We start from the raw sequence: 24,917 nt of genomic DNA, 5'->3' as shown, positions 1-24,917 counted from the left end.
TACTAATAATACTACTATAGCTAAATTTAATAATAAAGTTTTCATTAAAGTGATTTTAAAATTTATACGAATATACATCATCATAATAATTATTTAAAAAAACGTAAGTTTGTAGTAAATACCCTAAATATTTAAACATGAAAAAATTACTTCTATGCCTTATTTTATCCTTGGCATTATATAATTGCACTAAGGATGATGAAGCGGATCCCATAACAGATCCTATAACAGATCCCATTACAGATCCTACTACAGATCCTACTACTATTACTACTTGTGACGACAATGATTTAGCCAAAAAGGTTGTTGTTAAGGCCATATTAAAGGATTGTTCAGGGAATAATCTTGTAAATGCAAGAGCCGTTTTTTATAGAAAAAGATCGCGGAGCATTTACCCAACACTTTATGAAGAATTTCAATCAGTAGAAATTAATAACTCCGAGTTAAATTCTGAATTTGTGTTTATTGATGATTTAGATAGCTTTAATAGTTCAACAGTAAGAAACACGTCGTACTTTATACAATTTAGAGATAATCAAACACTTAAAGTTTCAGCCCCAATAGAAGTTATTGTAGAAAACGGAACAGTTAATTTAAATACCGTTTCTGTCTGTGATGACAAAGAATTGTATTTCAGGGACGATCCACTATCAAATCATGGAGGTACTGTTGTTAAATTAACTACACAATCAGAAGTTGATGCTTTTGGTAAATTAGGTCATGTAAAAGTTGAAGGGCTATTACAAATTGGTGAAGATGGTAAAGAAGGTTGTAATGATATTACTAATTTGAAGTATTTACAATATATTAATCAATGTTGGGAACTCGAGGTTGTAAATAATCCTTTATTAATTTCTTTGGAAGGTATGGAAAACATTGGGTTAAACTATATTGATGGGTCTATTACCATAAAAAATAATCTATTATTATATAATTTAGAAGGGTTACGAGATGTTAGTAAATATGCTGTAGCAACTGGAGGTAGTATGAAAAGTGTTACTATAGAGAACAATGCTTCTTTAAATAGCTTAAAAGGTTTTAACCTTAAAAGTTATCATGGAGATGCTAGCGGTCGTAAAGGTATTGAGGTTGAAACGGTAGAAATTAGAAATAACATAAAGCTAAATAGTTTAGAAGGGTTGGAAGGAATAGAATTTATATTTACAGCTCTTGTTATTATAGAAAATCCAGCTTTAGTAAGTTTGAGCGGTCTTGAGAACCTCGTTGGGGTAGACGTTGCTCAAGGTGCAGACAAAGCGGGTTTATGGATAGAGAATAATGCCTCTTTAACAAATTTAATTGGTTTAGATAGTTATAACGGGTGGAAAATTCGTGTAAAGAATAATTCCTCTTTAACAAATTTAAAAGGTTTAAATAATTTTGATGAAGGGTCTATAACAATACAGGATAATGCCTCTTTAATAAGCCTAACCGGTTTAGATAATCTTAGTATCGGGGGTGTTTCTATAAGTAATAACGTTTTATTAACAAATTTAACAGGTTTAGAAAATTTTGTTAGTGGCCCAGTTGCAATTACCAACAATCCAAAACTTGAAAGTTTGAGTGGATTAGATATACTTTATTCAAGTTCTCAAATACTTATTGAAGGCAATCCTGTTTTAAAAAATATATCAAGTTTACAAAGTTTACGGGAAGTAGGTTATAAAATTAGGATTTCCAATAATGATAGTTTAACAAATCTTTCTGGCTTGGAAAATTTTACGAGGTGGTCATATTATGAATGGGATATTGATACTTATAGTTCTATTTATCGCTCAGTTATCTTGGAAATTAGCGATTCTAAAAACTTAATTGATTTCTGTGCTATTAATATAGCTTCTGTGTCTGCGGATGAGTATGAGAAATTAAAATTTGTAATAGAAAATAATAAATACAATCCAACTGTTCAAAATTTGATAGATGGTATCTGTAGCCAATAAATATAAGAGGTATTTTAAATACTAGAAAAGTAAATTAAAAACTGTATTTATTAAGTGTTAAAATATTACTGTTCTATTGAGTACTTTTCTTCACAACTAGTCTTAAATAAAAGTATTGAAACCCTATATGTTTTTCGGTATTTCTAGTGTTTTTAAATAATGCTATTAAGCAAATGTGTTTTAAATTATTATTGTTTTATCTTTGGGCTCGATTAAACTTAAAAACTTTTAATAAATGGCATTAGCTAAGGCTCTTAAGTATTCATATCAATATTACATTAATCCAGGATTTGGGAAGGCAAAATATATTTTACCTACTCATGTTAATTTCCCTATTACAGATAATTGTAATTCTAAATGCCAGATGTGTAATGTTTGGAAAGACAAATCTGAGAACGAATTAACACCTGCTGAAATAGAGAAACTGTTTTCAGATAAATTGTTTAGTAATACCAAACATTTAGGTATTTCTGGAGGCGAGCCTACACTTAGAAAAGATCTTATAGAGTGTATAAAATCTATTATTACAGCAATAAAAGATTTAGAAAGTTTATCGATTACCACACACGGTTTTCATCCTACAAAATGGAATAGGCTTTTGCCAATTATAAAAGAGATGTGTAATGAAAAGCAAATTAATTTTAGCCTTAACGTAAGTGTTGATGGTATAGGCGATTTGCATGAAGAGGTTAGGCGTGTTGAAAATGGTTGGGAAAAAGTATTAGAAACCATTAAAATAGTTAAAGAAAAAGGTATTAAACTGCAAATTCAAAGTACCATATCAAAGCATAATATTTATGGTGTAAACGAGATTTTACACTATGCTAAGCAAAAAGATATTGATGTAGTTTTTAGAAAAGCCACAACTATTGAAAGGTTATACAATAAAGATATAACCGATGAGTTTTATACAGCCAACCCAGAAAATTCATTTTTTGCAGATTTTTTAAGATCTGAAAGTGTAAAAAATATTACGCAAAACCCAGCTAGAAAATTATTTTATAAAGATTTATCAAAACGATTAATCACTAACTCAGACAGGAACGCACCATGTCACTTTCAAAACAATGGCGTATTAATTTCTGCTCATGGCGAAATGTTTCATTGTTCTATAGACAATAAAATGCTAGGCGATTGCCGCAAGGAGTCTCCTTACGATATTTATTATAGCAAACGAAGTATAGAATTATTAGATGACCTTATAACAAATAAGTGCCCTAAATGTATACACGATCAATCTGGATCTTGGAACCCAGTAACTTTAATAAAAGAAGAACTATCTTCTAAACTTGGGTTTTTAGATTTAATAGGTAAAACAGCATCATTTGGTATTGATAATGCTAAAAACCTTTTAGGCGTATCAGAAAAAAAGGTGGTTATTGATAATAAGCTGTCAAATACTAAAAGAATACATATTATTGGTGCCTATGGAGGAGAACATGTTGGTGATTCGGCAATTTTAGGTGGTGTTATTTTAAGATTACTAAAAAGACATAATTCAATAGATGAATTTATAGTTTACAGTAAGCGTATAGATAGAACAAAGTTTTGGGTAAATGGTTTAGATTTTGAACAACAAGATGTTAAAATTACAACATTAGATTCTAGCGAGCTTAAGCATGTAGTAGCTGGCGAAAACGATGTACTTGTTTGGGCAGGAGGACCAATTATGGAAATGCCTATTGATTTGTTAGAGCATTACACAACAATTAAAGCCTTTAATAAAGTAAAATTAAATTTTGAAGTTGTTGGTTGTGGTTGGGGTCCTTTTAAAACCCAATACTCAAAAAAATTAGCTTTAAAAGTATTAAACAGCGCTAGTTATGTACAAATGCGTGATGAATACAGCCAATTAAAAGACATAAAGCATGAAGTAAACAGAGACCCAGCATTTGATTATTTAAGTCAAGATTTTAACGACAAAGATGAATGGAGTTGGAATGGCCATAAATCAAATGAGTTTATAGAAAATATAAAAGAAAAAGGCTTTGATAAACTGTTTTTATTAAACTTAAGACCAATGTGGTCTAAATACAACAAATCAAATTTATCTATTGACGAGTTACATAAAATTATTAATGATAACATAATTAAAGTACTAGAAAAACTACCTAAAAATATTGCAGTAGTTTCTGTTCCTTTCAATACCGATCATTATGGTTTTTCTGACATGGAACCAGCTTTGGATATTAAAGATTTATGTGAAGAAAAAGGAATTGAAAATTACTTTGTTTTTAGTAGAGAGTTACACGCTCGCGATAAAATAAAGTTTTTAAAGAATTTTGATTTCGGATTATGTATGAGATTTCATGCGTGTATATTCTTAAAAAGCTTAAATATACCTGTTTTTGGATTAGATTATACAGCAGGAGAACTTGGAAAAGTTGGTGGGTTATTTGAATCTTTTAATGACAAAAACTACTGTAATATATTATCGGTAGATGTTGATAAAATAGTTGATTTTTCAAAAAAACACTAAAACTCTAATTGTTTGGGCAGGAAAATATTTTTAATTTTTTTATCAGTAATGCTATTCACGTTTCTTCGTGGGTTTTTAATTCTTACTGCTCCAATTTTTATGTTTAGCCTGATATATGTATACAGGTTAAAACTTACAAAAAGTATATTGCTATCATTTGCTTTGTTATTTATTAGCGTATTTATTAATCTAATATTTAACGAAGTATTTATAGTTAATAATCTTTTTTCTATACTTCTACTTTATCTATCAGTAGTTGTATTGCTTTTAAAACCAAAAAGGCATTATGTTTCAGTAGAGATGTGGATGGATATCTCATCTAAAGTCTTAATATTTGTAAATCTAACAGGGTTTATAAATTTCGCATATGTTTATATAACGGGTAACGGATTACTAGATGATGGCTTTAATGGGCTTTACGGAAGAAGCGGATTAAGCATGCATACATTCTCTTTGGTAAACTTTATTTATTGTGTCTATTACTTCACTAAAACCAAATACAAAAAAGCCGTATTTTTCTTGTTTTGTGGGTTTATGTGTTTTTATGGTTTAGGCCTGCTGCTATTTATTGGCGCTATAGCTATTGTTTTCTTGGTTAATTTAAAAAGGAAATATTTTAAATATTTTATAATAATACCTTTAGCAGGATGGTTTATTATATTTATATCCACTAAAATTAATCCTCATGCTTTCTCATACATGAATAATAACATTCAAAGGGTAACGCGAACAATAACAGATAAGCGCCCTTATGATAATGAGTTAAGAGATGTAAATGATTTTAAAACCGTTAAAACACCCCGTAAAATAATGGCTTTCGAGGGCGGAATTAGAGTGCTTTCAAATCCGCTTATTTTTTTATTTGGAACCTCTCCTGGCACGTACAATTCGCGAGCTTCATTTTTATTAAATGGTGAGTACACTAGAAATAAATTGTTCCAAAAAATAAATAACAGACCTTTTTACGCTAACAGAGACATATATCCTTTATGGAATAAAAATATAACGTTTCAATATAACGATGGTACCCGAAATGAACCATTCTCATCCTTGCTTGCTTTAATGGTAGAGTATGGTGTTTTACAAACAGTATTGATTTGTTTTCTGTTTTGGAATAGCTATAGAAGGTTAAAAGCTAATAACGAGGAGTATAAATTTTTTATTCAATTTTTATTTTCATTTTTATTATTAAATCTTTTAACCGAAAATTATTTAGAGTATCCCGAGTTTATTATTCTTATAATTATGATATATAAATCAATAGAGTCCAATAATGTTAAAAGGATTTAAGGTTAGCGACATTTTTTTGGATAAAGCAACTAATGCTTTAATAGTTTTATACGCTACAGTATTGCCTTTGGGTTTTGCAATTGCAAACATTACTTTAGGACTTATGTTTGCTTTTTTTATTTTTTATATTATAATAAAAAAGCCAAGTTCTAAAAATCTAATTCAAGATATAAATTGGATTATTTTATTTTCTGTTCTTTTTCTAATTTATGCTTTAAGTCTTTTTTATTCAGAGAATATGGATGTTGGTTTAAATCAAGTTTACAGGAAATCTCCAATGCTTCTTTTAACCATTTTCGTTTTTATTCTAAGACGTAAAATTAAAAAAAACACCATATTTAGTGCCATGAAAATGTATGGCTATTCGGTAACTTTTGTTTGCATCACTTCAATTATACTAGCCGTTTACAATTGTTATGATTATAAACCAGACATTTTATTACATTGTGCATCAGACCAAAACCTAGCAAGTGTTTTTATTTCTTATCATAAATTATACTTGTCATTATATGTAACTATTGCTATATTTTTTGTTGTTTATTCTGTTTTTTATGGTTCTAGTAAGTTTAAATTATTTAGTATAAATTCAATACAATTATTAGTACTATTTATCACTTTAGTGCTTTTAGGAGGGCGAAATTCGCTATTGGTTTCCACTCTCATTGTAATTGGAATTCCTTCATTTTATTGGTTAAAAAATAAAAAGATTAAGAACTTTGTTTTTTTTAGTAGTACTATTTTAATACTAGTAATAACAAGTGTTTATTTTAACCCCAAATTATTAGAAAAAACCAAGGAGGCTTTCAATTTTGGAAACCAATATAGTATATCTAAAAAATGGGGAGGAGTTGCTGTTAGAAAGATTATTTGGGAGAATTCGTATAATACATTTAAGAAAAATTTAATTATTGGTGTGGGTGCAGGAGATGTTCAAGATGAATTAAATAAATCTTATGAAATTCATGCGGAAACTAATGCTTTGAATCAGGGTACGTATAATGCACATAACGATATATTACAAATAGCAATTACAACCGGAGTTTTAGGAATTTTTACATACTTATTTAGTTTAATTTACATATTTTACATATCATTTAATAAACAGAATTATATACATTGTATTTTTGTTATTTTATTTTTCATTTCTGGTTTAACAGAATCTCTATTGGAAAGGGATATGGGAATTAGGGTGTATTCATTTTTTACAATTTTATTATTTATATTTAATACTCAAATAAATGAGAATTCTTCAAATACACAATAAGTATAGACACTATGGAGGTGAAGATGTTGTCGTTGATAACGAATACAATTTACTTACAAAAAAAGGATTTGAAGTTAATCAGCTATTTTTTAGTAATGATAAAATATCTCCTATAAATCTTTTTCATAATAAAGATGCATTTCAAGTAACTTTAAATAAAATCGACGCATTTAATCCAGATGCAATTCACGTACATAATATATTTTATTCAGCATCTCCAAGTGTATTAAAAGCGGCAAAAAAAAGAAATGTTCCTGTTGTTATGACTTTGCATAACTACAGATTATTGTGTCCAGGAGCATTGTTTTTAAGAGATTCTAAGGTGTGTACTAAGTGTAAAAATATTTCTGTACCATTATATGGGATAAAACATAAATGCTTTCAAGACTCATATGCAAAAAGTGCTTTGTTAGCTTCTTTTATTGGTTATAATAAAATTAACAATACTTGGGGTAGTACAATTAATAAATTTATAGTGCTTACACCATTTATTAAAAAGTTAATTGTTGATTCAAGCTTAAAAGTAAATGATGAAAATGTAATTGTAAAGCCAAACAGTACAGATGATTTACTTGATAATGATTCAGGTAATAGAGAAAACAAGTATTTGTTTATTGGTAGATTATCAAAAGAAAAAGGAGTAGATGTTATGATTGAAGCTTTTAATGAAATTCCTGATATACAACTCGATGTTGTAGGCGATGGAGATTTATTTGAAGAATTAAAAAGCAAAGCAAATAAGAATATTATATTTCATGGTTCTCAAGACAAAGTATTTATAAGAAAAATGCTTAATAAAACAAAAGCATTAGTTTTTCCGTCCATTTGGTATGAAGGGCTTCCTAATACTTTAATTGAAGCTTTTTCTACTGGCACACCTGTATTGGCCTCTAATATTGATAATATTAATGATATTGTTGTTTCTGGGCACAATGGAGAAACATTTACGCCCAATAATTCTAATGATTTAAGAAAAAAAGTATTAGAATTCTCTAATAAAAATACAGAGGAATACGGTTTAAACGCGAGGCAATTATACGAAAACATGTATACTCATGACAAAAATTTTGAGAACCTTAAAGACATTTATTCTAAGCTTAAATAAACTATGAAAAAAAGAATTATTAGCATTGATATTAATCAAGGAAGCAAAGAATTTTATGAAAATCAGATAATAGATTTAATAAAAAGAAAAGAAAGCTCTTACGCATGTTTTTCAAATGTTCATATGCTTATAGAAGCTTATGATAATAAAGAATTTGCAAAGGCTGTAAACGAAGCCACATTTGCTTTTCCAGATGGTTTTCCAGTAGCAAAAAGTTTTAAATTTTTATATAAGACTAATCAACCAAGGATAGCTGGAATGGATTTTTTACCAGATTTCCTTAAAATATGTGATAAGAAAAAGTATAGAATAGGGGTTGTAGGCTCAACAGATAGTGTTTTAAGTAAGTTTAAAGAAAAAGTTGAACAAGATTTCCCTAATGTTATAATTACTGTTCTTATATCGCCTCCGTTTAATCAAACATGGGAAAATGAAAAATATATCGAAGAAATAAATGCTACTAAAACAGATGCTGTTTTTGTGGCACTTGGTTGCCCAAAACAAGAAAAATGGATGCATGAACACCATATGAAAATACAAGCTATTTTATTTGGAATTGGTGGTGCACTACCTACCTATGTAGGCGACGTGAAAAGAGCCCCTGTATGGGTTCAAAAATATGGATTTGAATGGTTATATCGTTTACTTCAAGAACCTAAAAGAATGGCTAAAAGGTATTTTTATACGAACTCAAAATTTATATTCTTATTTATTAAAGCATGGCTAAGTAAAGGCAAACAATCGATCACTTAAATATTGTTAAATATGAACTTGATCTTTTTAAAAAGAATAAGTAGCTTATTATATTTTACAATAGTGATGTTCCTTTTAGGCGATGTTTTAAGAAAAATTGCCATTTTTTTAGATCTAGATTTCAATAGATATACAGCAATTTTTAAAACGATTGTTCTATTAACTTATATCATATTTATTAGTATTAATTTAAAAGAATACACCAAATTAAAAGTTACTAAAAAGTTTCTTGTTTTTCTTATAATACTTTTATCTGTTTTTGTTCTTGGTCAAATAACAATAAAATCAAATACTAGTCTAGTAACCTTATTTACCGGAAACCTTTTATACCTGTGTAGGTATCTATTTTGGCCATTAACAATTATAACTTTTTTTCCTTTAATTAATTCTGGTTATTATAATAATCAGCATCTTAGGTTTTATACCATTATATTTTTTATAAATATTATTTTTATTTTATGGGGTTTCTTTTTTGATTTTAGCCCTTTTAGAACATATATTTATGGTAACCGATTTGGTTATATGGGGCTTTACAACACAAGTAACCAGGGTAGTTATTATTTTATATTTTTTATACTTTACTATTATTATAGATATTTCTTTAAATCAAAAAACAGTTTAGAGTTGGTAATAACACTAATAATTTCCTTATTCATAGGGACAAAAAAGGTGTATTTTTTCCTCGTATTATTATTCATATATCATTTTTTTAAATTTAAACTTTATAAAAATCTTAAGTTTTATACTTTACTATTAACCATTATCTTTTTTACGTTTATTTTTTACTCAAACATAAAATTATTTTTAACATCAAAATTTCAAATATTTTTAGATATATATAATGAGAATGGACTCATAACGAGTATTGTTTCTTACCGAGATCAATTAATGGTAAAAACGTTTAATGAACTAATTTTAGAGTCTTGGAGGTTGCCAAATTTTATTTTTGGAGGTCCAAAATTTCATGAAATTAGAGCAGAATTTGGGCTTTTAGACTTGTATGTGTTTTTTGGTGTTTTAGGTATTTATATATTTTTCTGTTTTTTCAAAGTATTTTTTCAATTTACAAATTACAGTAGGTTCTATTTGTTTATTTTAGCATCTGTTGGGCTAACGGCTTTTTTTTCGAGTGGATTCTTGTCAGATGCCAATCAACCTTTGATATTTCTTTTAATAAGTGGATATTTTATAGTTGAAGCAAACCAGAATCGAAAAGAATTAAAAGAGTCTTAAAATATTTTATGTTAATATTCAACAAGATTTTTTGTTAAGTTTAGTTTTTATATGAAAAAAAAGATTTTAATTACTGGGGCAGCAGGCTTTTTAGGCTCACACCTTTGTGATAGGTTTATAAAAGAGGGTTACCATGTAGTAGCCATGGATAATTTTATTACTGGAGATAAAAAGAATATAGAACATTTAATGGGTTTAGAATATTTTGAGTTTGTAGCTCATGATGTAACAAACTTTATTGAGCTAAGAGGTAACTTAGATTATATTTTGCATTTTGCTTCACCAGCAAGTCCTATAGACTATTTAAAAATACCAATTCAAACTTTAAAAGTAGGAGCTTTAGGTACGCATAATCTTTTAGGATTAGCAAAAGCTAAAAATGCACGTATGTTAATTGCATCTACTTCCGAAGTTTATGGAGACCCATTAGTGCATCCTCAATCTGAAGATTATTATGGCAATGTAAATACTATTGGACCACGTGGTGTTTATGATGAGGCCAAGCGTTTTCAAGAATCTATAACCATGGCATATCATAGATTTCATGGTTTAGAAACACGCATTGCACGAATATTTAACACCTATGGTCCTAGAATGCGCCTAAACGATGGTAGAGTAATACCTGCTTTTATTGGTCAAGCTCTTAGAGGAGAAGATTTAACTGTTTTTGGAGATGGTTCTCAAACCAGATCTTTTTGCTATGTAGATGATCAAGTAGAAGGTATTTATAGATTATTATTAAGCGATTATTCAAATCCGGTTAATATTGGTAACCCAAACGAAATTACAATTAAAGAGTTTGCAGAAGAAATTATAAAGCTTACAGGAACAAATCAAAGTATAATTTATAAAAATTTACCTCAAGATGACCCATTACAGAGGCAACCAGATATAACATTAGCAAAAAAAGTACTAAATTGGGAGCCGAAGATTAGTAGAGAAGAAGGTATGAAGATTACTTATGAATATTTTAAGTCTTTATCTCAAGAAGAACTTTACAAGAGCGACCATAAAAATTTTAAAGAACATATAAAGAAATAAGTGAATTACAAAAAGGGAAGATATTCAAGTTTAATAAAACCTTTATTTAGTTTTATAGACTTAGTGATAATTAACATGACTGTTTTTTATTTTGATATAAATTTAAAAAACAGTTACATATTTTGTTTATATATTTCAATTTCTTGGATAATAATTGCGCTTAAAAACCATTTTTACGAAGTACATAGGCATACAAGGCTAATCCAAATAACTCCAGTTTTATTTAGGCAAATTATTTTTTTTACAATTGCATTATATGCTTTTATTGGCTTTTTTAAACAGCCAAATGTTAGCAGACTAGCTTTAGGTGAATACTTAATGTTTGTTTTTGTTTTAATTACCATTTTTAAATTTTTAACTACTTACTTATTAAAAAAATATAGAACAGTACTAAGAGGTAATATTAGGAGAGTTATTGTAATTGGAAGTAATGAAAAAGCCAGACAACTTATAAAAACATTTAATACAAGACTTGATTATGGTTATAAGTTTGAAGCTAAATTTAGTGTCAAAGATGAAAGTTTCTCTTTAGAAAACTGTTTCAATTATATTATTGAAAACAATATAGACGAAATATATTTTTCGGTTTCAGAGCTATCAAACAAACAAATAAATAGGTTGATTGATTTTGCTGATAATAACCTAAGAGAATTAAAATTTATTCCAGATAATAAGGACATTTATTCCAAGAAACTTAAATACGAATATTACGACTACATTCCTATATTATCGTTAAGAGAAATACCGCTACAGGAATCAGTAAATCAGTTTGTTAAAAGGTCATTTGATATTTTGTTTTCTTTATTCATAATTGTATTCGTTTTATCTTGGTTAACCCCAATTTTAGCGATACTTATTAAACTAGAATCTAAAGGGCCTGTATTCTTTAAGCAATCTAGAAACGGATTTAATTATAAAGAGTTTGATTGTTATAAGTTTAGATCTATGACACCAAATAAAAATGCACATCTATCTCAGGCAACAAAAGGTGATTTAAGAATTACTAAAATTGGAGCTTTTATAAGAAAAACGAGTATAGATGAATTGCCTCAGTTTTTTAATGTATTGTTTGGCGATATGTCTGTGGTTGGACCAAGACCTCATATGGTAAGCCATACCAATATGTATGCGCAGAGAATAGATAAATTTATGGTACGCCATTTTGTAAAACCTGGTATAACAGGTTTAGCACAAATAAGTGGATTTAGAGGTGAAATAGAAACGGATAAAGATATTATAAACCGTGTAAAATATGATATTTTTTATATCGAGAATTGGTCGTTACTACTAGATCTTAAAATAGCTTTTCAAACACTTACTAATGCTTTAAAAGGCGAAGAGAAGGCTTATTAAATATAATCTACTAAGTGTTGTAATTGAGTATTGAAATTAAAGTTTTTATTAGCTGTATTTTGTATTTTAACTCTGTTTTCAGATTGTAATTTTAAAGGGTTTATTTTTGATATTTTAAGATTTAAATCTTCGTAATTACTTGATTCTGCAATCCAGCCCAATTCATATTTATCTATAACGAGTTCTCCTTCGCCACCACCAAAATATAGCATAGGCATTCCTAATCGTGCATATTCAAATATTTTAGAAGGTACAGATCCATAAATCCTGTTAAGTAATGGAATTATGGTAATATCGTATTTTGTTATTACTTGGTGCAACTCATGTCTTGAAACCTCGCCATGATAAACAATATCTAATTCTGGTCTATTTTCAATTAAGTTTTCAATTACTTTTTGTTCTGCTCCTGCTCCATAAATATGAAATTGAACATTGTTATAATCTAACTGCTCACAAAGTTTTAATACACCTTGAGCAACACCCAATAATCCAGCATAAACCATTTTAAGCTTTTCTTTTGTATTTATTTCATGACTTGGTTTTACAGTTTCAAAGTCTGGATAATTTCTATATAAAAACATTGGTTTTTCAGAAAACATAGATTTTACATGTGCTATAATCTCTTCACTTTGCCCTAAAATTAAATCAGCATGTTTGTAATTAAATCGTTCAATCTTTTCTAATAGTTTATAGCTAAAATTCTTTTTAAAAGCTCCTAGCTCTAATCCAGATAGTGGCCATAAATCACTAATATTTAAAATTAGTTTTCTTTTTTTAGAGCGGAGAAAAAATACAGACGTATAAGCAACTAGTAATGGAGGCGATTGAATAATAACTGTTTTTGGAATTTTATTCCATGTAAAAAACCAAATTAAACTCATACTATAAGATAGCATGGCCAAAAGCCGCAACAGTTTATTTTTAGAATTACTGGCGTAAATCCACAAACGGCTAATAGTTATATTGTTTTTTTGTGAAGTGTGCTTAAAACGACCTCTATATGCTTCAAAAATCTTTCCTTTAGGGTAATTAGGTAAAGGTGTTAAAACGGTAACGTTGATATCATGTTTTTGTAAACCTTCAGCTAAATGAAAAATTCGGTTTGAAGCTGCTCCTGTTTCAGGCGGAAAATAATTGGTTATAATTAGGATATCTTTCATTTGTAACTTCAAATAGATATTAAGTGTTGGATAATTCTCTTCGCAGCCTTACCATCCCAAAGTTCTGGAATTTTTCCTTGTTTCCAAGTTCCTGAAAGTAATATATTAAATGTAGTATTAATTTTTTCAACATCACTTCCAACTAAAACATTAGTACCAATATCACAAGTTTCTGGTCTTTCTGTACTGTCGCGCAAAGTTAAACAAGGCACGTTTAAAACGGTAGTTTCTTCTGTTATACCTCCAGAATCTGTTATTACCGCAAAAGCATGTTTAACTAAAAAATTGAACTCTAAATACCCTAAAGGATTAACATAATGTAGGTTGTCAAAGTTTAAGTTTAGGTTGTTTAAAAGTTTTTGAGTTCTTGGGTGAACAGGGAAAATTATAGGGTAATCCTTACCTAAGTATACAATTTGAGTTATTATTTTTTTTAATTGATCTTCTTCATCTACATTACTAGGTCTGTGAAGCGTCATGACCATATATTTTTTTTCAGATAGGCTTATATTATTCCAAATAGATGGTTTTTTAAGTCTATTTTTATTTTTTAATAAGGTGTCAATCATGACATTACCTACAAAAAAAATGTTTGATTTTGAAACCCCTAATTTTATTAGGTTATTATTTGCATAACTTGAAGTGGTAAAAAAATAATCAGTCAGACTGTCTGTTACAATTCTATTAATTTCTTCTGGCATTTTCATATCTCCAGAACGAATACCAGCCTCAACATGTGCGACCTTAATATGTGCTTTTTTTGCTACAATTGTACAAGCCATGGTGGATGTTACATCGCCAACTACCATAACTAAATCGCAAGGGTTTTGCTTAAGTTCTTCCTCAAAACCTATCATAATAGCCGCAGTTTGTTCTGCTTGAGTGCCACTTTTTACTTCTAAATTACTATCTGGTAGTGGAATATTTAATTCTTCAAAAAAGGTGCCGCTTAAATTTTTATCATAGTGTTGACCAGTATGTACAAGCCTATAATTAATATTAAAACCTTCTTTTTTCTTTTCTTGAATGGCTTCAATAATTGGAGCAATTTTCATAAAATTAGGTCTTGCACCAGCAACTATGGTTATATTCATGTATTTTGATTTAAGTAGGAAGAAAACTGCTTCAATTTACCACTTTTTGAACGAAGTAATTGATCTTGTTTTTCAAACTCAACAATAAGTCCTTTTTCAAGATAGTTTTCAATTTCAGTATTAATTGTTTTTATTTTTTCTTTGGAAAGTATTTCTGAGCTAACATAAATAATTTTAAAAGTATTGGGCTTTAATTGTTTAATTACAAATTCTTTCACATTTCCATCATCTTCTATAATGCTTTTAGTAATGTAATAAAAGGTTAAACCAGCAGCTTTTTTCCCACTTGGCAAAATTACAACATCATTAGTTCGCCCTACTAACTTTTCAAGAATAGGTGTTTTTAGAGTACTTGCTTTTGAAAGGGTTCCTACGTCCCCAATATCATATCTTATAAATGGGTGTGCTTTATTGTAAAGCGAGGTAATTACAATGCGCCCTTCTTCACCATATGGCAAAACATTGTTGTTTTCATCAAGAATTTCAACAAACAAGGTTTCACTATTAACTTGCCAATTTCCGTTAGGGTTTTCAAAAGCAATTAAATCAAGTTCAGAGGCGCCATATTCGTTAATAACAGGTACATTAAATTGTGTTTCTAATAGTTTTTTATCGGCTTTAAATAGCATTTCAGAAGTTACAACACAGGCATTTAAAGATGGACAAACATCTTTTAAAACACAGTTTTTCTTTTTAAGAAATTTAGCAAACTGAACAATGGCACTTGTATAACCATTAATATAGTTAAAAGACGTTGATTTAAATTTCTCTAAATGTTTTTCAAAAGTACGATCGCTTAAATCAAACACAGAAAACCTAAATCTACCACTAATTTTATCCTTAAAACGCTCTTTGTAATATCCTTTTTTATCTAATGGAATACCATAAAAACGAGCTTGTTTGGAACTATTAAAATTTATGTTATACCATCCAAAACGATTTTGAATAATTGCCCAAGTTAAGGCATGACTAAATTTATCTTTAGCAAAAATAAAAGGATGCCCAGATGAACCAGAGGTTTTGTTAATATAAATAGTATTCTTGCTAAAACCTTTTGAAAGTCTTTCTTGTAGTGGTTTTTGTAAATCTTTTTTTGTCATTATTGGAACCGAATTCCAATTGGAAACATCAATATTATTTGTAAAAGATTTATAAAAAATATTATTTTCTAAATGGAACTTAACAATATCATTTTTTTTAGAATTGATGTAAGCTAAGTAATCACTATCATTTATTTTATGAATTGTTTTTAATACACCAGAAGCTTCCTTAATAGGAAAGCCATTTAATTGTAAAGAAAAATCAAATAAATTCACGTTAAAAACATATAATTTGTAAAGTAAATAAAAAATATTCGTGTATTCGAGGCATTAATTTTATTTTTGCTGAAACAACGAAAAACTATGAATATTTTAATACTTGGTTCTGGAGGAAGAGAACACACTTTTGCTTGGAAAATTGCACAAAGCCCTAAATGCGAAAAACTATTTGTAGCACCTGGTAATTCTGGTACTGCACAAGTAGCAACAAACATAAACATAGGTGTTACAGATTTTCCAGCTATAAAAGAATTGGTTTTAAATAATCATATAGATTTAGTTGTTGTTGGTCCTGAAGACCCTTTGGTACAAGGTGTTCATGATTATTTTTTAAATGATGAGGCTTTAAAACATATATCGGTTATTGGGCCACAAAAAAAGGCAGCAGAGTTAGAGGGTAGTAAAGAATTTGCAAAAGAGTTTTTATATCGTCATAACATCCCAACCGCAGCTTACGAGAGTTTTACAAAAAAAACTGTAGAAAAAGGTTATGCATTTTTAGAAACTTTAAATGCTCCTTACGTTTTAAAAGCAGATGGATTAGCAGCAGGAAAAGGTGTTGTTATTTTAAATGATTTGAATGAGGCTAAAGCAGAACTAAAAAGTATGCTAGTTGATGCTAAATTTGGTGAAGCAAGCACTAAAGTAGTTATTGAAGAATTTTTAGACGGTATTGAATTAAGCTGTTTTGTATTAACTGATGGTGAGCATTACAAAATTTTACCAACAGCAAAAGACTACAAGCGCATTGGAGAAGGTGACACAGGATTAAATACAGGAGGTATGGGAGCGGTTTCTCCAGTACCTTTTGCAACAGACGAATTTTTAAATAAAATTGAAGAACGTATAGTAAAACCAACAATACAAGGTTTTAAAAAGGATAATTTACCTTATGTAGGTTTTGTTTTTATAGGTCTTATTAAAGTTGGTAACGATCCAAAGGTTATTGAATATAATGTTAGAATGGGTGATCCAGAAACCGAAGTAGTTTTACCAAGATTAAAAAACGATTTTGTTGAAATTTTGTTAGCTATGGCTAATGGTACTTTAGATAAAATAGATATTGAAATTGATGAGCGCGCAGCAACAACAATTATGACTGTTTCCGGCGGTTATCCAGAAGCGTATGAAAAAGGTAAAGAGATAACAGGTGTAAATGATATAAAAGATTCAATAGCATTTCATGCAGGAGCGCAACTAAAAGATGAAAAAATAGTTACTTCGGGAGGGCGTGTTATGGCAATTACATCTTATGGGAATACGTATCAAGAAGCCATAAAAAAATCTTACCAAAGCATAGAAAAACTACATTTTGATAAGATGTATTATCGTAAAGATATTGGATTCGATTTATAAAAATGAGTGAGAAGATATACTTTTATCTTCTTCATTGTTTTGATCAAATATTCTAAGTTGTAGCATCCAGTAAACCATTGCTACAAAACCTATTAATATAAAAATCCAAGATATTATATTTGCTGCAAACCAATTTTCTAATTCTAGCGCTCTAATAGCATCCATAGGAGCAAAAAGAACATTAACAAATAAATCTTGTATTGCGTAAAAGAAATCTTTCATGAGATGTTTTTTAATTATTTTATAACCATGTTATAGTTAGTATATTTACAAAGCAAAAATACAAAAACAGTTAATGATTACAAGCTTTTTTAATAAATCTAGACCATTATATTTTGCAATTGTTTTTTTTATTACACTTTTAGCGTTCATTTTTGCTAGAGTTGGTAAAGTTCATGAAGCAATATCTATAGATTTTGTAATACAGCAAATCGTACTTTTTTTTATTCTTTTTGGTTCGATTTTACTTCTAAATTTCATAGTCAACAAAAACAGTTTAACCAACAATAACAATTATGAAATATTATTATTTAGTCTTTTTTTGTTATTCATAACGCAGTCAACCAGCAATTCAAACATCATATTATCTAATTTTTTTGTGTTATTAGGGTTAAGAAGAATAGTAAGTTTACGTTCTCTTAATAATACTAAGAAAAAACTTTTTGATGCAGCTTTTTGGATTGCAATTGCGGCAATATTTTATTTTTGGTCTATTCTTTTTTTTGTGTTAATAGTTTTATCGCTTGTCCTCTACACAGATAATAATATTAGACATTGGATCATTCCTTTTTTAGGAGTTACAACTGTTTTTATAATAACTAGTTGTTTTTCTTTAGTTGTTTATGATAATTTTTTAGGTGTATTTAATCAGTCTACTAAAATTAGTTACGATTTTAGTAATTATAATTCTATTCAATATTTAATAGCAATTACACTTTTAATTTCTTTTGGTATATGGTCTTCCATGTTTTATTTAAAAAATATAAAAAAGAAGAAAAAGGCATTTAGGGCTTCTTTTAAAACAATAATTATAGCGGCAATAATAGGTTTTTTAATTGTTATACAAGCACCAGATAAAAACGGTAGTGAGTTTTTGTTTTTATTTGCTCCCTTGGCTATCATTATAGCCAATTACATTGAGGTTATTCAAGAAAAGTGGTTTAAAGAAGTATTTCTAGCTGTATTAATTTTGGTTCCTTTTCTATTATTAATGTTGTAATTTTTTACCATAAGCCAAATCTCCAGCATCTCCAAGACCAGGTACTATATAGCCTTTGTCGTTTAAGGTTTCATCAATTGCAGCAATCCATAAATGTGAATTAGAATCAAAATTTTGTTTTACAAAATCAACACCATCTTGAGCGCCAATAACACTTATTAGATGCACTTCTTTAGGTTTTCCAAAAGGCTTTAAAGCTTCAAAAGTAGCTACCATAGATTGCCCTGTTGCAAGCATTGGGTCTGCAAGAATAAGAGTTTTGCCTTCTAAATCTGGACAAGCTAAATATTCGACAATAATCTCAAAACTTTCAGGATTATGTTTATGATGCCTATAAGCAGAAATAAAAGCATTTTCAGCCTTATCAAAATAATTTAACAAACCATTATGCAAAGGAACACCAGCTCTTAAAATAGAACATAAAACAATGTCATTTTCTGGTAAATTGATGGTGCATTTTTCCATGGGAGTTTGTACCGTTTCAGATTTATAACTTAAGTTTTTACTCATTTCATAGCTTAAAATCTCACCAATACGTTCAATATTTCTCCTAAATCGCATACTATCTTTTTGTATGTCAACATCTCTAATTTCTGTTAAGAAATTATTTAATATGGAATTTTGTAGGGATAAATTATGAATTGTCATAGGTTAAAATCTAAATTTCGTGAAGTAAAGTTAATGAAACACAATTAGAAATTTATTTTTATCTATTTCAAGTTTTTTGATATTTAACATTCTTATATAATTTACGTAGTTTTGTAGCACAAAAAATAACACATATGTTCACAAGTAAAGCCAATAAAATTTTTCAAGATGTTATTGAAAAATATCATATTATTAATACAGTAGATCAACCTTTTGAAAATGCTTACTCAGAAAGCGATTTACTAGAGCATTTATTATATAGAAAATGTTGGATTGATACAGTTCAATGGCACTATGAAGATATCATTCGTGATCCGCAAATAGATCCAGTAGACGCATTAACGTTGAAACGTCAAATAGATGCTTCTAACCAGGACAGAACTGATATGGTAGAGTATATTGATAGTTATTTTTTAGAAAAATATAAAGATACTACAGTAAAACCTGGAGCTACTATAAATACAGAAAGCCCTGCTTGGGGTGTAGACAGACTCTCTATATTGGCTTTAAAAGTGTATCATATGAATGAGGAAGCTACACGTAAGGATGCTTCTTCAGAACATAAAGCTGCTTGCCAAAAGAAATTAGATGTTTTATTGGAACAACGTGTTGATTTATCAACTGCTATCGATACGCTTTTAAGTGATATTGAAAAGGGTGATAAATACATGAAAGTATACAAGCAAATGAAAATGTATAATGATGACGAGCTAAACCCTGTACTTCGTTCTCAAAAGTAAACATTAGTTGTTCTGAGTTACTTCCAGAAATTCTACCCTAATTTGAGATGTCAAAACAAAAACATATTCTAGTAATACGTCTCTCTGCAATGGGAGATGTAGCTATGACTATACCTGTTTTAAGAGCATTAACACTTCAATATCCAGAACTAAAAATTACGGTTTTAACAAAAGCTTTTTTTAAACCTTTTTTTAGAGATTTGGAACGTGTTGAGGTATTCTCTGCCGATGTAAAAGGCGAACATAAAGGTGTATTTGGTTTATATAAATTGGCAAAAACTCTTAATAAAAAAGATATTTTTTGTGTTGCCGATTTGCATAATGTACTTAGAAGTAAAATTCTAAAAAAGTTTATTATATGTAAGCGTTTTATTTCTGTTGATAAAGGTAGAAAAGAAAAAAAGCTTTTAATTACAGGTAAAGCATTTAAGCAGCTTAAAACAACTCATCAAAGATATGCCGATGTATTTGAGCAATTAGGATATAAAGTTGATTTAAAAAGCCCCACTTATCCTAAAAAAGTGGTTTTAAACTCAAAGCTTAAAAAATTAATAGGAGATACTTCAAAAAAGAGTATCGGAATTGCTCCTTTCGCTGCACATGAAAGCAAAAGATACCCATTAAATTTAATGCAAATTGTTATTGAAAACTTATCAATTAATTACAATATTATTTTGTTTGGTGGAGGTAAGCAGGAGTCTGAAATTCTAAACAATTACCAAAACAATTTTGATAATACAATAAATTTAGCTGGAAAATTAACACTTGATGAAGAAATGGATATTATATCTAATCTAGATGTTATGCTATCCATGGATTCAGGAAATGCGCACATTGCAGCTATGTTAGGAGTAAAAGTTATTTCTATTTGGGGTGTTACACATCCTTTTGCAGGTTTTTCACCATTTAATCAACCAGAGCATCATGCATTATTACCTGATAGAAATAAGTTTCCTTTAATACCAACTTCAGTTTACGGAAATAAATATCCTGATAGCTATATAGAAGTTTCGGGGAGTATTTCTCCGGAAACAGTTATTAGTAAAATTAAATCTATTGTTTAAATAAACCTATTAATAAGCTATAATATAGGGTTTTGTGTTGTGTTAAACATCATCAAAATCAACTGCTATTGTAGGGGTGGTTGGGTGTGCTTGACAAGTTAAAATTAAACCTTCAGCAACTTCATTTTCAGTTAAAATATTGTTTTGTCTCATAGTAGCTTCACCTTCTGTAATTCTAGCTAAACAACTACTACATATACCTCCTTGACAAGAATATGGTGCATCTAAATCTTCATCTAAAGCTGCTTCAAGAACTGTTTGTTTTTGAGACATTTCAAAAGTTGTAGTTTCATCATCAACGGTAATTGTTATTTTTGTTTTGCCTGAAGATGTTACATTCACTTCTTCAACTTCGTCTGGTTTTGATGCTTTAAAAAGCTCAAAATGAATTCTGTCTTTATCAATATCATGATCTATTAAAACATCTTTAATAGTAACAATCATAGCTTCTGGACCACATAAGTAAAAGGCATCAACTTCAACATGTTTATGTTTGTTTTTCATCACATAATTAACCGTGCTTTTTTCAATCCTACCGAAAATTGAATCATCTTCGTCTTGCTGGCTAAATACAAACTGTATTGAAAACCTATCTTTATACTCATGTTGTAAGTCTAAAAGTTCATTTAGAAACATAGTATCGTCTGTTGTTTTATTTCCATAAACCAATATAACCTTACTGTGTATTTCTTCCTCTAAGGCGCATTTTATAATGCTTAATATTGGAGTAATACCACTACCAGCAGCAAAAAGTGCAATGTTTTTAGTTTTAGAATCATTTGGTTCAAAAGTAAACCGACCTTTTGGCGGAGCAACCTCAATAGTATCTCCTACCTTTAATGTATTATTTGCATAAGCAGAAAAGGTACCATCTTTAACTTCTTTAACAGCTACTTTTAATTCACCACTTTTTGGAGATACACATAGCGAATAATCACGGCGAATTTCATTGCCATCTATTTCGGTTTTCAAAGTAATATATTGTCCTGCTTTAAAAGCAAAAGTATCTTTTAGATTTTCAGGAAGATTAAACGAAATACTTATTGCTTTTTCCGTTTCTCTCTTTATATTTTTTACTGATAATTTATGAAATGATGACATACAGAATGGTTTTTAACAAAAATAGTGAAGCCCATAAAAATAAGCTTGTTTTTTCTATAAAAATTAATACATAAGAATATAATGCATAATTATATTATGTATATATTTGAACTATCGATGAAAAACACAAATCTATATAAAGGCAGTATTACAACCATTATTTTAAAACTTTTAAACGAGCATGATAAAATGTATGGTTATGAGATAACACAAAAGGTAAGAGATATAACAAAAAACGAACTTCAATTAACAGAAGGCGCTTTATACCCTGCGCTACACAAATTAAAAGATCAAGGCTTGTTAGATGTTGAGGTTTTATATGTTGGTAATAGAGTTCGTAAATATTATAAGCTAACTGAAGCTGGAACAAAAGAAACAGTAAAAAAATTATCTGAACTAGAAAGTTATATAAGAAACATGCGTGCTTTAGTAAACCCTAAATACAGAGATGAATAAAACGAGATAAATATAATTTTAATATTTAATGTAACATTTTAATATTTTAGAACACTTACTTTTAAGGAAACTAAAACCACCAGAATGATAAAACAATTTTTAAGTTTAGAATGGAAAGCTTTTTTTAGGTCAGCTAGTTTTGGTAAAAGTTTGGGTATTAAAATATTTATGGGTTTTTTAAGCCTTTATTTTATCGCTGTATTTTTAATAATGGGTATTGGCCTCTACCCTGGATTAAAAAAAGTTTTTCCTGATAAAGACCCTTTGTTGCTTGTAAATAGTTTTTTGTTTTACTGGGTTATTGGGGATTTAGTAATTCGTTTTTTCTTTCAAAAACTTCCTGTAATGAGTGTAAAGCCACTATTAACATTACCCGTTAAAAGAAGTAAGGTTGTAAATTATGTTTTAGGTAAATCTGCTTTTTCTTTTTTTAATTTTTTACCATTATTTGCTATTATTCCTTTTGGTATTACGTTAATATTTAAAGATTACCCTTTAGTTAATGTTCTAATTTGGATGGCTGCTTTAATTCTTGTTGTTCTTATCATTAACTTTTTAAACTTTATTATTGAAAGTTTTTCGGCCGAAACTGAATTGTCCTTTCTGCCTATTATTGTTATTGCTGGAGCCTTATATGCTTTAAATCATTTTAATATCGTTCCCTTAAATGAGTTGTTAGGAAATGGTTTCAATGCAATTTATAAAACCCCTTTTTTAATTATAATACCATTATTAATTCTTCTTTTGTGTTATGCTTTTAATTTTAAATTATTAAGACAAAAACTGTTTTTAGATAGTGGATTAAAAACAAAAGTCAAAGAAGTTAATGTTTCAAATTTAGATTGGACAAAAAACTTTGGAGACATTGCCCCTTTTTTACAGCTTGATTTAAAATTAATTTGGCGTAATAAACGAACCAAATCATCAATTTGGATGGTGGTTATAGGTTTGCTTTATGGTTTGTTTATTTATACTAATCCACAATTTAAAAATTTAACGCCATTTTACATTTTTGTTGGTATATTTTCTACAGGAATATTTTTAATCAACTTTGGGCAATTTATACCAGCCTGGGATAGTAGTTATTACAAGTTGCTTATGAGTCAGAACCTTAAATACGAACAGTATTTAAAGTCTAAATTCACTTTAATGGCCATAAGTGTATTGATTCTTTTTGTTTTAGGAATACCATATGTGTTTTTTGGTTGGAAAGTTTTAGTAGCTCATTTTGCTGCAGCTATTTACAATATTGGTGTAAACACACATGTTATTTTATTAGGGGGGTCCTTTAACAGAAAAAAAATAAATTTAAGTCAAAAAGCAGCATTTAACTATCAAGGTACAGGGGCTGTACAATGGCTAATTGGTATCCCTTTATTGCTTTTGCCAATGGGTATATTTGCGGTTTTCTATTTTTTAATAGGTTTTGAGATAGCTTGCTTAGTCTTAATAATTCTTGGAGTAGTAGGTATTGTTTTTCATCAAAAATTAATGAAAATAATTACTCAAAAATATATAGATTCAAAATATAAAATGATTGATGCTTTCGATCAAAATAACTAATAATAATATTATGATAATAACGTCTAATTTATCTAAAACATACAATGGTAATCAAGTGTTAAGTATTGAATCATTAGAAATTCCTAAAGGCCAAAGTTTTGGTTTAGTAGGTAATAATGGAGCAGGAAAAACAACTTATTTTAGTTTGCTTTTAGATTTAATTCAACCAACAACGGGTAATATTAAAAGTAACGATGTACAGGTTAATAAAAGTGAAGACTGGAAACCTTTTACATCGGCATTTATAGACGAAAGTTTTTTAATTGGATATTTAACACCAGAAGAGTATTTCTATTTTATTGGCGAACTAAGAGGGCAAAATAAAGCAGATGTAGATACCCTTATTTCTGAGTTTGAAGATTTTTTTCATGGAGAAATACTTGGTCAAAAGAAATATTTGAGAGATTTAAGTAAAGGCAATCAAAAGAAAGCTGGTATTGTAGCAGCCCTTATTGGGAATCCAGAAGTAATTATTTTAGATGAGCCTTTTGCAAATTTAGACCCTACAACTCAAATTAGGTTAAAAAATATTATTAAAGAATTAGCTAACAAACAAGGAGTTACCGTATTAATTTCTAGTCATGATTTAATGCATGTTACAGATGTTTGCCAGCGTATAGTAGTTCTAGAAAAAGGAGAAGTTGTAAAAGATTTAGAAACTAGTGCGGTAACTTTAAAAGAGCTTGAAGCACATTTTGCAAACTAAGCCTTTTATTTAAAAGTCGTTACATTTTTTAGG

Annotated in this window: 22 protein-coding genes; 16 read left to right on the top strand and 6 right to left on the bottom strand. The window is 28.8% G+C overall.

The window, feature by feature from the left end; genetic code table 11:
* The first annotated feature begins 137 nt into the window (after positions 1-137).
* From Q0842_RS13725 to Q0842_RS13685, 9 genes are all read left to right on the top strand, one after another.
* Positions 138-1,940: a hypothetical protein gene (locus Q0842_RS13725; protein ID WP_298499224.1), complete on the top strand. Its 1,803-nt coding sequence runs from the start codon at positions 138-140 to the stop codon at positions 1,938-1,940.
* 235 nt (positions 1,941-2,175) lie between these two features.
* On the top strand, positions 2,176-4,419 hold the full coding sequence (locus Q0842_RS13720; RefSeq protein ID WP_298499220.1) for a polysaccharide pyruvyl transferase family protein: 2,244 nt from the start codon (positions 2,176-2,178) through the stop codon (positions 4,417-4,419).
* Positions 4,420-4,680: 261 nt separating this feature from the next.
* On the top strand, positions 4,681-5,709 hold the full coding sequence (locus Q0842_RS13715) for a hypothetical protein (RefSeq protein WP_298499217.1): 1,029 nt from the start codon (positions 4,681-4,683) through the stop codon (positions 5,707-5,709).
* On the top strand, positions 5,693-6,973 hold the full coding sequence (locus tag Q0842_RS13710) for an O-antigen ligase (RefSeq protein WP_298499214.1): 1,281 nt from the start codon (positions 5,693-5,695) through the stop codon (positions 6,971-6,973). The genes Q0842_RS13715 and Q0842_RS13710 overlap by 17 nt, the downstream gene beginning before the upstream one ends.
* Positions 6,948-8,078 (top strand): glycosyltransferase, encoded by a 1,131-nt coding sequence (locus Q0842_RS13705; RefSeq protein WP_298499211.1) that lies wholly within the window; start codon positions 6,948-6,950, stop codon positions 8,076-8,078. Before Q0842_RS13710 ends, Q0842_RS13705 begins: the two co-directional genes overlap by 26 nt.
* Positions 8,079-8,081: 3 nt before the next feature.
* Entirely contained in the window at positions 8,082-8,831 is a 750-nt protein-coding gene (locus Q0842_RS13700) for a WecB/TagA/CpsF family glycosyltransferase (protein WP_298499208.1), read from the top strand.
* Between the two features lie 888 nt (positions 8,832-9,719).
* Positions 9,720-10,064, top strand: coding sequence for a hypothetical protein (locus Q0842_RS13695; protein WP_298499206.1), 345 nt, complete (start codon positions 9,720-9,722; stop codon positions 10,062-10,064).
* Between the two features lie 51 nt (positions 10,065-10,115).
* Positions 10,116-11,105: a UDP-glucuronic acid decarboxylase family protein gene (locus Q0842_RS13690; protein WP_298499204.1), complete on the top strand. Its 990-nt coding sequence runs from the start codon at positions 10,116-10,118 to the stop codon at positions 11,103-11,105.
* On the top strand, positions 11,106-12,458 hold the full coding sequence (locus Q0842_RS13685; protein ID WP_298499201.1) for an undecaprenyl-phosphate glucose phosphotransferase: 1,353 nt from the start codon (positions 11,106-11,108) through the stop codon (positions 12,456-12,458). It abuts the gene before it with no gap.
* Here Q0842_RS13685 and Q0842_RS13680 read toward each other — a convergent pair.
* The 3 genes from Q0842_RS13680 to Q0842_RS13670 are packed head-to-tail and all read right to left on the bottom strand — an operon-like array spanning position 12,455 to position 16,028.
* Entirely contained in the window at positions 12,455-13,618 is a 1,164-nt protein-coding gene (locus tag Q0842_RS13680) for a glycosyltransferase family 4 protein (protein ID WP_298499198.1), read from the bottom strand. The two genes, Q0842_RS13685 and Q0842_RS13680, sit on opposite strands and share 4 nt — an antisense overlap.
* An 8-nt stretch (positions 13,619-13,626) precedes the next feature.
* Complete coding sequence (wecB, locus tag Q0842_RS13675) at positions 13,627-14,712, bottom strand: non-hydrolyzing UDP-N-acetylglucosamine 2-epimerase (RefSeq protein ID WP_298499195.1); 1,086 nt, start codon at positions 14,710-14,712, stop codon at positions 13,627-13,629.
* Complete coding sequence (locus Q0842_RS13670) at positions 14,709-16,028, bottom strand: phenylacetate--CoA ligase family protein (protein WP_298499192.1); 1,320 nt, start codon at positions 16,026-16,028, stop codon at positions 14,709-14,711. The genes wecB and Q0842_RS13670 overlap by 4 nt, the downstream gene beginning before the upstream one ends.
* An 87-nt stretch (positions 16,029-16,115) precedes the next feature.
* Here Q0842_RS13670 and purD point away from each other — a divergent pair, with 87 nt between their 5' ends.
* Positions 16,116-17,387 carry a phosphoribosylamine--glycine ligase gene (gene purD, locus Q0842_RS13665; RefSeq protein ID WP_298499189.1) on the top strand — a complete coding sequence of 424 codons (1,272 nt, stop codon included), beginning with the start codon at positions 16,116-16,118 and terminating at the stop codon, positions 17,385-17,387.
* On the opposite strand, the gene Q0842_RS13660 is transcribed toward purD, so the two are convergent.
* Positions 17,382-17,609: a uracil phosphoribosyltransferase gene (locus Q0842_RS13660; RefSeq protein WP_298499186.1), complete on the bottom strand. Its 228-nt coding sequence runs from the start codon at positions 17,607-17,609 to the stop codon at positions 17,382-17,384. The two genes, purD and Q0842_RS13660, sit on opposite strands and share 6 nt — an antisense overlap.
* Before the next feature lie 73 nt (positions 17,610-17,682).
* On the opposite strand from Q0842_RS13660, the gene Q0842_RS13655 reads away from it, so the two are divergent.
* Positions 17,683-18,606, top strand: a complete 924-nt coding sequence (locus tag Q0842_RS13655; protein WP_298499183.1) for a DUF6427 family protein — start codon at positions 17,683-17,685, stop codon at positions 18,604-18,606.
* On the opposite strand, the gene upp is transcribed toward Q0842_RS13655, so the two are convergent.
* Entirely contained in the window at positions 18,595-19,254 is a 660-nt protein-coding gene (gene upp / locus Q0842_RS13650) for a uracil phosphoribosyltransferase (protein WP_298499180.1), read from the bottom strand. The genes Q0842_RS13655 and upp overlap by 12 nt on opposite strands.
* A gap of 134 nt (positions 19,255-19,388) precedes the next feature.
* On the opposite strand from upp, the gene Q0842_RS13645 reads away from it, so the two are divergent.
* Both Q0842_RS13645 and Q0842_RS13640 read left to right on the top strand, forming a co-directional pair.
* Positions 19,389-19,994: a DUF4254 domain-containing protein gene (locus Q0842_RS13645; RefSeq protein WP_298499176.1), complete on the top strand. Its 606-nt coding sequence runs from the start codon at positions 19,389-19,391 to the stop codon at positions 19,992-19,994.
* A gap of 47 nt (positions 19,995-20,041) precedes the next feature.
* Positions 20,042-21,058 carry a glycosyltransferase family 9 protein gene (locus tag Q0842_RS13640; RefSeq protein WP_298499173.1) on the top strand — a complete coding sequence of 339 codons (1,017 nt, stop codon included), beginning with the start codon at positions 20,042-20,044 and terminating at the stop codon, positions 21,056-21,058.
* A 42-nt stretch (positions 21,059-21,100) separates the two neighbouring features.
* Here Q0842_RS13640 and Q0842_RS13635 read toward each other — a convergent pair whose 3' ends face one another.
* Positions 21,101-22,159 (bottom strand): ferredoxin--NADP reductase, encoded by a 1,059-nt coding sequence (locus Q0842_RS13635; RefSeq protein WP_298499170.1) that lies wholly within the window; start codon positions 22,157-22,159, stop codon positions 21,101-21,103.
* A 117-nt stretch (positions 22,160-22,276) separates the two neighbouring features.
* Between Q0842_RS13635 and Q0842_RS13630 the strand changes: the two genes are divergently transcribed.
* The 3 genes from Q0842_RS13630 (at position 22,277) to Q0842_RS13620 (ending at position 24,884) form a co-directional block, all read left to right on the top strand.
* The gene (locus Q0842_RS13630; protein WP_298499166.1) at positions 22,277-22,615 is read left to right on the top strand and encodes a PadR family transcriptional regulator; all 339 of its coding nucleotides are present in this window, start codon (positions 22,277-22,279) and stop codon (positions 22,613-22,615) included.
* An 84-nt stretch (positions 22,616-22,699) separates the two neighbouring features.
* Entirely contained in the window at positions 22,700-24,178 is a 1,479-nt protein-coding gene (locus Q0842_RS13625) for a DUF5687 family protein (RefSeq protein ID WP_298499163.1), read from the top strand.
* Positions 24,179-24,188: 10 nt separating this feature from the next.
* The gene (locus Q0842_RS13620) at positions 24,189-24,884 is read left to right on the top strand and encodes an ABC transporter ATP-binding protein (protein ID WP_298499160.1); all 696 of its coding nucleotides are present in this window, start codon (positions 24,189-24,191) and stop codon (positions 24,882-24,884) included.
* Positions 24,885-24,917: the final 33 nt, after the last annotated feature.

The organism is uncultured Algibacter sp. (genome assembly GCF_947495675.1).
Classification (GTDB): domain Bacteria; phylum Bacteroidota; class Bacteroidia; order Flavobacteriales; family Flavobacteriaceae; genus Algibacter_B.
The sequence above is the reverse complement of the archived record's forward strand: the minus strand, read 5'-3'. Positions and strand labels throughout refer to the sequence as shown.

What these genes read in the sequence shown, in the direction of transcription:
- Q0842_RS13630 (WP_298499166.1), top strand. Translation starts at nt 22,277, where the DNA reads ATGAAAAACACAAATCTATATAAAGGCAGTATTACAACCATTATTTTA.
- Q0842_RS13710 (WP_298499214.1), top strand. Translation starts at nt 5,693, where the DNA reads ATGTTAAAAGGATTTAAGGTTAGCGACATTTTTTTGGATAAAGCAACT.
- Q0842_RS13700 (WP_298499208.1), top strand. Translation starts at nt 8,082, where the DNA reads ATGAAAAAAAGAATTATTAGCATTGATATTAATCAAGGAAGCAAAGAA.
- wecB (WP_298499195.1), bottom strand. Translation starts at nt 14,712, where the DNA reads ATGAATATAACCATAGTTGCTGGTGCAAGACCTAATTTTATGAAAATT.
- purD (WP_298499189.1), top strand. Translation starts at nt 16,116, where the DNA reads ATGAATATTTTAATACTTGGTTCTGGAGGAAGAGAACACACTTTTGCT.
- Q0842_RS13725 (WP_298499224.1), top strand. Translation starts at nt 138, where the DNA reads ATGAAAAAATTACTTCTATGCCTTATTTTATCCTTGGCATTATATAAT.
- Q0842_RS13620 (WP_298499160.1), top strand. Translation starts at nt 24,189, where the DNA reads ATGATAATAACGTCTAATTTATCTAAAACATACAATGGTAATCAAGTG.
- Q0842_RS13695 (WP_298499206.1), top strand. Translation starts at nt 9,720, where the DNA reads ATGGTAAAAACGTTTAATGAACTAATTTTAGAGTCTTGGAGGTTGCCA.
- Q0842_RS13680 (WP_298499198.1), bottom strand. Translation starts at nt 13,618, where the DNA reads ATGAAAGATATCCTAATTATAACCAATTATTTTCCGCCTGAAACAGGA.
- Q0842_RS13645 (WP_298499176.1), top strand. Translation starts at nt 19,389, where the DNA reads ATGTTCACAAGTAAAGCCAATAAAATTTTTCAAGATGTTATTGAAAAA.
- Q0842_RS13660 (WP_298499186.1), bottom strand. Translation starts at nt 17,609, where the DNA reads ATGAAAGATTTCTTTTACGCAATACAAGATTTATTTGTTAATGTTCTT.
- Q0842_RS13625 (WP_298499163.1), top strand. Translation starts at nt 22,700, where the DNA reads ATGATAAAACAATTTTTAAGTTTAGAATGGAAAGCTTTTTTTAGGTCA.
- Q0842_RS13705 (WP_298499211.1), top strand. Translation starts at nt 6,948, where the DNA reads ATGAGAATTCTTCAAATACACAATAAGTATAGACACTATGGAGGTGAA.
- Q0842_RS13690 (WP_298499204.1), top strand. Translation starts at nt 10,116, where the DNA reads ATGAAAAAAAAGATTTTAATTACTGGGGCAGCAGGCTTTTTAGGCTCA.
- upp (WP_298499180.1), bottom strand. Translation starts at nt 19,254, where the DNA reads ATGACAATTCATAATTTATCCCTACAAAATTCCATATTAAATAATTTC.
- Q0842_RS13640 (WP_298499173.1), top strand. Translation starts at nt 20,042, where the DNA reads ATGTCAAAACAAAAACATATTCTAGTAATACGTCTCTCTGCAATGGGA.
- Q0842_RS13655 (WP_298499183.1), top strand. Translation starts at nt 17,683, where the DNA reads ATGATTACAAGCTTTTTTAATAAATCTAGACCATTATATTTTGCAATT.
- Q0842_RS13635 (WP_298499170.1), bottom strand. Translation starts at nt 22,159, where the DNA reads ATGTCATCATTTCATAAATTATCAGTAAAAAATATAAAGAGAGAAACG.
- Q0842_RS13720 (WP_298499220.1), top strand. Translation starts at nt 2,176, where the DNA reads ATGGCATTAGCTAAGGCTCTTAAGTATTCATATCAATATTACATTAAT.